The following is a 256-nucleotide window of genomic DNA, read 5'->3' as shown; positions in this document are numbered from 1 at the left end:
ATCCGGGGCAGCGGCTGGTGCACGTCCATCCCGATCCTGAGGAGCTGGGGCGAACCTATCGGACCGATCAGGCGATCTGTGCCGGGATGGCCGAATTCGCGGAGGCGTTGCTGGCGATCTCCATCCCGCCGCTGACGGCCGGGGCGGAAGCACATGCGGAGTGGCTGGACTGGTCGACACCGCAGCCGCGCGACCTGGCGATGGATTTGGGTCCGTGCGTGACGGCGATGCGCGAGGCGTTGCCGGCGGATACGAT

At 68.4% G+C, this 256-nt stretch carries 1 pseudogene; it reads left to right on the top strand.

Annotated elements, in window-relative coordinates:
* A pseudogene (locus AC0IYH_RS32645) lies at positions 1 to 256 on the top strand (thiamine pyrophosphate-binding protein); the annotation flags it as partial.

This window comes from Pseudomonas sp. AC463 (assembly GCF_979253585.1).
Note: the sequence above shows the minus strand (reverse complement) of the source record. Positions and strands in the feature narration are given on the sequence as shown.